Here is a 970-nt window from a genome sequence, read left to right as displayed (position 1 = left end):
GTTCAACCATTGTCGCCGTATCAGCGGGGTAGTCGTGGAGAAAATGTACCTGGCCCACGCCGTCCAGCGTCGACCAATCCACCACGTCACTGGCGACGTTCTGCCAGTCATCTATCACTGCGATCTGTATCGACATGCCATGGGCCTCGAAATCAAAGGGCATTCATACCCTGCAACAGCGCTTTATGAAACTGCTCCGGTTCTTCCACCTGTGGCGCATGGCCCAGGCCGGGGAATTCCACCAGTGTGGCGTGGGGAATCAGCTTGGCCACCTGCTTGCCCAGCACCTGGTAATTGCCAATCCTGGCCTTGACCGCCGGCGGCGCCACATCTTTGCCGATGGCCGTGGTGTCGCTGGTGCCAATTAGCAACAGGGTGGGCACCTTCAGATCCTTGAATTCGTAGTACACCGGTTGGGTGAAGATCATGTCGTAAATCAATGCCGAGTTCCACGCGACTTGGGTATGCCCCGGGCCTTTGTTCAGGCCGGCGAGCATATCCACCCAGCGTTCGTATTCCGGCTTCCAGCGCCCGCCATAATAGGTGTCGCGTTCATATTTGCGCACCCCGTCGGCACTCATTTTCAGCTCGCGCTGGTACCACTGGTCGACACTCTGGTAGGGCACACCGAGGGCTTTCCAGTCTTCCAGGCCGATAGGGTTCACCAGTCCAAGTTGTTCGGTTTGCTCGGGGTACATCAAGGCATAGCGGGTGGCAAGCATCCCGCCGGTGGAATGGCCGATCACCGTGGCCTTCTGGATGCCGAGTTTTTCCAGCAGTTGGTGGGTGTTGGCCGCCAATTGCTGGAAGCTGTACTGGTAGTGATCGGGCTTGCTGGAAGTGCAGAAGCCGATCTGGTCGGGGGCGATGACGCGGTAACCGGCACTGCTGAGTGCCTTGATCGAACCTTCCCAGGTGGCCCCGCAGAAGTTCTTGCCGTGCATCAGCACCACGCTGCGACCGTTGGGCG

The 970-nt window shown here is 58.9% G+C and carries 1 protein-coding gene; it reads right to left on the bottom strand.

Annotated elements, in window-relative coordinates; all coding sequences use genetic code 11:
• Positions 1-152: 152 nt before the first annotated feature.
• The coding region (locus E4P01_RS21935) for an alpha/beta hydrolase (protein WP_248130132.1) at positions 153-970 on the bottom strand (818 nt) is incomplete at its 5' end.

The organism is Pseudomonas sp. NCIMB 10586, from assembly GCF_023127895.1.
GTDB lineage: Bacteria > Pseudomonadota > Gammaproteobacteria > Pseudomonadales > Pseudomonadaceae > Aquipseudomonas > Aquipseudomonas synxantha_A.
The sequence above is the reverse complement of the archived record's forward strand: the minus strand, read 5'-3'. Positions and strand labels throughout refer to the sequence as shown.